The following is a 5,692-nucleotide window of genomic DNA, read 5'->3' as shown; positions in this document are numbered from 1 at the left end:
TCGAATAATTTAGAGAAAATTAAGCAAAATAACTAATGATATATCTAACTATGGATGAATATTGAATATAATTATAATGAAAAGGATGAAGAACAATGAGAAGAATATGGAATACTATTAGAGAAAAGGTATCAGAATATAAGCAATATATAGTACTATCTGTAGTTTTGATGGTTTTCATTTATGTTGGCTATGAATATTATTTTAAGTATTCATATATAATGAAAAACCCTAATATACTAAAAGAGGTTATTCTTTCTTATGGAAGCTTCAGTATTTTAGTTTTCATTCTTATGCATGTTATACAAGTAGTTGTTTTTTTTATTCCAGGAGAATTTATACAAGTTGCAGGAGGGTATATTTTTGGAACTTTTTTAGGAAGTATACTATCATTAATGGGAATTACTTTAGGAAGCATAATAGTATATTTTATTTCCAATAACTATGGTAAGCCGCTTGTAGAAAAATTGTTAGTGAAAAAGAAAGTAAAACTCTTTAAGAAAATATTAAAAGAAGGGAGTAAAAAAAACGTTGTATTTATGTTTTATTTAATCCCTGGAATACCCAAAGATGCATTAGCATACATATGCGGAGTATCAAATATTTCTTTTAAAGATTTCTTTATATACTCAACATTAGGTAGAATTCCAGGGATTTTTATCTCCTCTTTGTTTGGAGAAAGAATATATGCTTGGGATGTTACAAGTTTAATCACTATAGGTGTAACCATGAGCATTGTGTCCATAGTAGGAGTTTATAAAGGTAATACTATAATCAATGCTATGACTAAAAAGAAAAAAACTTATTGAAGATGGCGATATATAAATCTTAACGTTATGCTACTTATAGCAATCAAAATAATTATTAATATTGCACAATGAAAGAAAAAATTCTGTGGAAGGATTGATATTATTGGGTCATATTGGGGATCAAATAACCAGTAATCATTGTTGAAGAACATATGATGAAAAGTCGTGAAACTCTTATCAAAATTAACTAAAAAGGGTATTAACAATATAATTGGTATGATTAAAAGTATTATGGAAGTACTTAACAAGTATCCTGTTGTTTTGCGACCTTTATTTAACATTATACCTATAATACTTATTAATATGGAAAAAAATAGCATTATTTTAAGTTTATCAAATATTACTTTAACTTCTTTAAAATGAGTTTTGCCATTTTCAGATGAAGCAAGTGTTGGAAGATTGAACTCTTCAACTTTATTTTGAGTTAAATATGTAATTACATAGTCATAATTAGCCTTAAGTTCATTTCTATTTAAATTGGAAGATTGTTCAATATTTAAAGTTCCAATATCCATGTAGTATAATGGCTTAAAAAGCAAAGTAAAATATACACTTAAAATTATGAAGGAAAAAGCAAAACAAAAAATAAAAAACGTTTTTAATGAAAACTTAAAAACAGAATTATTAAACCATTTATACAGAATATTCATGTAATCACCCCTATGTATTAATTTTAACAACAAATTAAAATATATTCAATGATTTAATAATGAAAAAAATGCGCGAAGACCACAAATTTACGAAAATTAAAGAAAACAAGAGGAAAACTATAGAATTAAGAGATAAATAGACATAAAATGTTTTTTTGGCTATAAATGGTATAATATATGGATTACACGAATTTGATATTATATTGATTATTAATTAGTATATAGGTTATAGAACATATTAGCACTCAGATGTGTTGAGTGCTAACAAAAGCAATAAAAATATAAAAGGAGGGGTTTAAAATGAACATTAGACCACTTAGTGATAGAGTATTAATTAAAAGATTAGAAGCAGAAGAAACTACAAAGAGTGGAATACTTCTTTCAGGAGCTTCAAAGGAAAAACCACAAGAGGCTGAGGTAGTTGCAGTAGGACCAGGAAAATTGGAAGATGGAAAAGAGATTAAAATGGAAGTTAAAGCAGGGGATATAGTATTATTCTCTAAATACTCAGGAAGTGAAATAAAGTATGATGGCGTTGAGTATATCATATTAAAACAAGATGAACTATTAGCTGTAATTGAGAAATAATTTTTAATAAACGCAATAATGAATAAAGATAATTCAACAATTAGATGATAATTGTTGAATTATCTTTAATGAATTAGCGTATAGGAGGGTTTTAAATGGCTAAAAATATATTATTTGGAGAAGAAGCAAGAAGAGCTATGCAAAGAGGTGTAGATAAGCTTGCAGATACAGTTAAGATAACTTTAGGACCTAAAGGAAGAAATGTTATATTAGATAAAAAATTTGGATCACCACTCATTACAAATGATGGTGTTACTATAGCTAGAGAGATAGAACTAGAAGATCCGTACGAAAATATGGGAGCTCAGCTTGTTAAAGAAGTTGCTACTAAGACAAATGATGTAGCAGGAGATGGAACAACTACAGCTACATTGCTTGCTCAAGCTATAATAAGAGAAGGTTTAAAAAATGTTACAGCTGGAGCGAATCCTATGCTAATAAGAACTGGTATAAAAATGGCAGTAGATAAAGCAGTTGAAGAAATTAAAAAATCTTCTAAACCGGTTAATGGTAAGCAAGATATAGCTAGAGTTGCTTCAATATCAGCTAGTGATGAAGTAATTGGAACACTAATAGCTGACGCTATGGAAAAAGTTGGGAATGAAGGAGTTATAACTGTAGAAGAATCAAAATCTATGGAAACAGAACTCGATATAGTTGAAGGAATGCAGTTTGACAGAGGATATTTAAGCGCATATATGGTTACTGATGCAGAAAAAATGGAAGCAAATCTTGATGAGCCATATGTTTTAATAACAGATAAAAAAATTACTAACATACAAGATATACTTCCAATACTTGAGCAAATTGTTCAACAAGGGAAAAAATTATTAATAGTTTCTGAAGATATTGAAGGCGAAGCTTTAAGCACACTTGTAGTTAATAAATTAAGAGGGACTTTTACTTGTGTAGGAGTTAAAGCTCCAGGTTTTGGTGATAGAAGAAAAGAAATGCTTCAGGATATAGCAATCTTAACTGGTGGAGAAGTTATATGTGAAGAACTAGGGAAAGAACTTAAAGATGTTACTGTTGAAATGCTTGGAAAAGCTGAAAGTGTTAGAATAACTAAAGAAAGCACTACAATAGTAAATGGAAAAGGCGAAAAGAACGCAATAAGTGATAGAGTTTCTCAAATTAAAAAACAAATTGAAGACACTACGTCAGATTTCGATAGAGAAAAATTACAAGAAAGACTTGCTAAACTTGCAGGGGGAGTAGCTGTAATAAAAGTTGGAGCTGCTACTGAAACTGAATTAAAAGAAAAGAAACTTCGAATAGAAGATGCTCTTGCAGCTACAAAAGCAGCAGTTGAAGAGGGAATCGTTCCTGGTGGTGGAACAGTTTATATTAATGCTATTTTAGAGATTGTCAAATTAACATCAGATACACCAGATGTTCAAGTTGGTATTAACATAATTAAAAGAGCTTTAGAAGAACCATTAAGACAAATAGCTACAAATGCTGGTGCAGAAGCTTCAGTTATAATAGAAAAAGTAAGAGAAAGCGCTGGAGAAACTGGATATGATGCTCTACGTGGAGAAATGGTAAATATGATAAAAGCAGGAATTGTTGATCCAACAAAGGTTGTAAGATCAGCACTTCAAAACGCTGCATCTGTTGCAGCAACATTCTTAACAACAGAAGTTGCAGTTGCAGATATCCCAGAAAAGAATTCAGCACCAATGGGTGGCGGACCAGGAATGGGAATGGACGGAATGTACTAAAAGTAATATAAACTATGATTGCTTTGAATAAAAAGATTAACTAGGGGATTACCTTAGTTAATCTTTTTATTATATAGGAAATAGCTTAAAAAGAAATAGTCATTGACAAATGCTCAAACATTAACTATTATTATTATAACTTTAAAAAACAATAACGTACTCATATATCCCTTGAATATGGCAAGGAGTATCTACGGTCAGCCACAAATTGACCACTATGAGTAATTTTAGTGTGACCCTATTTTAGGCATGCTAATTTTACTTTGGTAAAAGTAGGATTATTATGCCTTTTTGTACTTTCTACATTATATAGAGTTGTGATTTTGTAGCCACAAAACTATTAAGAGAGCAGAATAATTTTAGAATGTAGTATATATAAATATTTTTATGCTAAATATAAAGATGTAATTAAAATAAAATTGTGAAAGGGCGTTGATTAAATGGCAAAGATAATAAAAAAAGCATACACCTTTGACGATGTACTGTTAGTTCCAAATAAGTCAGAAGTATTACCTAGGGATGTTAGCTTAGTTACTTACCTTACAAAAAAAATAAAACTCAACATACCTCTAATTAGTGCAGGTATGGACACCGTTACTGAGGCTAGAATGGCTATTGCTATGGCTAGAGAGGGCGGAATAGGTATAATACATAAGAACATGAGTATTGAAAGACAAGCTGTTGAGGTGGATAGAGTTAAAAGACAAGAAAATGGTGTAATTACAGACCCTTTCTTCTTATCACCAGATAATATTCTAGAAGATGCTTTAGCATTAATGAGTAAATATAGAATATCAGGAGTTCCAATTACAACAGATGGTAAATTAGTTGGAATAATTACTAATAGGGATATAGTTTTTGAAACTGATTATAGCAAGAAAATTAAAGATATAATGACAACCGAAAATTTAATTACTGCATCAGAAGGAACAAGTATGGAAGAGGCTAAACAACTTCTTAAAAAACATAAAATAGAAAAGTTACCTTTAGTAGATAGTGAAAATTATCTAAGAGGACTTATCACAATAAAAGATATAGAAAAAACTATAAAATTTCCTAATGCTGCAAAGGATTCTAGGGGAAGATTATTATGTGGTGCAGCTGTTGGCGTAACTGCAGACATGATGGAACGAATAGCTGCCTTAGTAAAGGCTGGAGTAGATGTATTAACTATAGATACAGCTCATGGACATTCTTTAGGAGTAATGGATGCTGTGCGCAGAATAAAGTCTGTTTACCCAGAAATTCAAATAATAGCAGGCAATATTGCAACTGCTGAGGCAACAAGAGATCTAATTGAGGCAGGGGCGGATTGCGTAAAAGTTGGGATAGGACCTGGATCCATTTGTACTACAAGAATTGTAGCAGGAGTGGGAGTCCCACAACTTACAGCGGTTATGGATTGCGCTGAAGAGGCGAATAAATATGGAATACCTGTAATTGCAGACGGTGGTATAAAATACTCAGGAGACATAGTTAAGGCACTAGCGGCAGGAGCTAAAGTTGTAATGATGGGTTCTATGTTTGCAGGATGCGAAGAAGCTCCAGGTGAAATGGAAATATATCAAGGAAGAAGCTATAAGGTATATAGAGGTATGGGTTCTTTAAGTGCTATGGCCTCAGGAAGCAAGGACAGATATTTTCAAGAAGGAAATAAAAAGCTAGTTCCAGAAGGGGTAGAAGGAAGATTACCCTTTAAAGGAACTGTTATAGAAACTATATTTCAGATGATAGGTGGTATACGTTCAGGAATGGGATATTTAGGATCAGCAAACCTAGAGAAATTATTTGAGACTTCAACATTTATTGTTCAGTCATCAGCTGGATTACGCGAAAGTCATCCACATGATGTATCCATTACAAAAGAAGCACCAAATTATAGTGTGAGCAGCTAGAATAGATGAGAGCAGCTAGAATAGAT

5 protein-coding genes and 1 riboswitch are annotated in these 5,692 nt (G+C 31.3%); of the genes, 4 read left to right on the top strand and 1 reads right to left on the bottom strand.

The features are described from left to right. Positions 1–95: 95 nt before the first annotated feature. Complete coding sequence (locus tag JJE11_RS13435; protein ID WP_291636441.1) at positions 96–809, top strand: TVP38/TMEM64 family protein; 714 nt, start codon at positions 96–98, stop codon at positions 807–809. On the opposite strand, the gene JJE11_RS13430 is transcribed toward JJE11_RS13435, so the two are convergent. After that, positions 803–1,459: a TIGR01906 family membrane protein gene (locus JJE11_RS13430; protein ID WP_291636438.1), complete on the bottom strand. Its 657-nt coding sequence runs from the start codon at positions 1,457–1,459 to the stop codon at positions 803–805. The genes JJE11_RS13435 and JJE11_RS13430 overlap by 7 nt on opposite strands. A 300-nt stretch (positions 1,460–1,759) precedes the next feature. Between JJE11_RS13430 and JJE11_RS13425 the strand changes: the two genes are divergently transcribed. The 3 genes from JJE11_RS13425 (at position 1,760) to guaB (ending at position 5,666) form a co-directional block, all read left to right on the top strand. Further along, positions 1,760–2,047, top strand: a complete 288-nt coding sequence (locus JJE11_RS13425) for a co-chaperone GroES (RefSeq protein ID WP_291636436.1) — start codon at positions 1,760–1,762, stop codon at positions 2,045–2,047. A 95-nt stretch (positions 2,048–2,142) separates the two neighbouring features. Beyond that, a complete protein-coding gene (groL, locus tag JJE11_RS13420; RefSeq protein ID WP_291636434.1) occupies positions 2,143–3,771 on the top strand; it encodes a chaperonin GroEL in 1,629 nt (542 codons plus the stop codon). 140 nt (positions 3,772–3,911) lie between these two features. Then, positions 3,912–4,009: riboswitch (purine riboswitch) on the top strand. A 202-nt stretch (positions 4,010–4,211) separates the two neighbouring features. After that, positions 4,212–5,666, top strand: a complete 1,455-nt coding sequence (guaB, locus tag JJE11_RS13415; protein ID WP_291636432.1) for an IMP dehydrogenase — start codon at positions 4,212–4,214, stop codon at positions 5,664–5,666. The last annotated feature ends 26 nt before the right edge of the window (positions 5,667–5,692 follow it).

Origin of the sequence: Clostridium sp., from assembly GCF_016650095.1 — a bacterium.
Lineage (GTDB): Bacteria > Bacillota > Clostridia > Clostridiales > Clostridiaceae > Clostridium_AD.
Note: the sequence above shows the minus strand (reverse complement) of the source record. Positions and strands in the feature narration are given on the sequence as shown.

What these genes read in the sequence shown, in the direction of transcription:
- JJE11_RS13435 (WP_291636441.1), top strand. Translation starts at nt 96, where the DNA reads ATGAGAAGAATATGGAATACTATTAGAGAAAAGGTATCAGAATATAAG.
- JJE11_RS13430 (WP_291636438.1), bottom strand. Translation starts at nt 1,459, where the DNA reads ATGAATATTCTGTATAAATGGTTTAATAATTCTGTTTTTAAGTTTTCA.
- JJE11_RS13425 (WP_291636436.1), top strand. Translation starts at nt 1,760, where the DNA reads ATGAACATTAGACCACTTAGTGATAGAGTATTAATTAAAAGATTAGAA.
- groL (WP_291636434.1), top strand. Translation starts at nt 2,143, where the DNA reads ATGGCTAAAAATATATTATTTGGAGAAGAAGCAAGAAGAGCTATGCAA.
- guaB (WP_291636432.1), top strand. Translation starts at nt 4,212, where the DNA reads ATGGCAAAGATAATAAAAAAAGCATACACCTTTGACGATGTACTGTTA.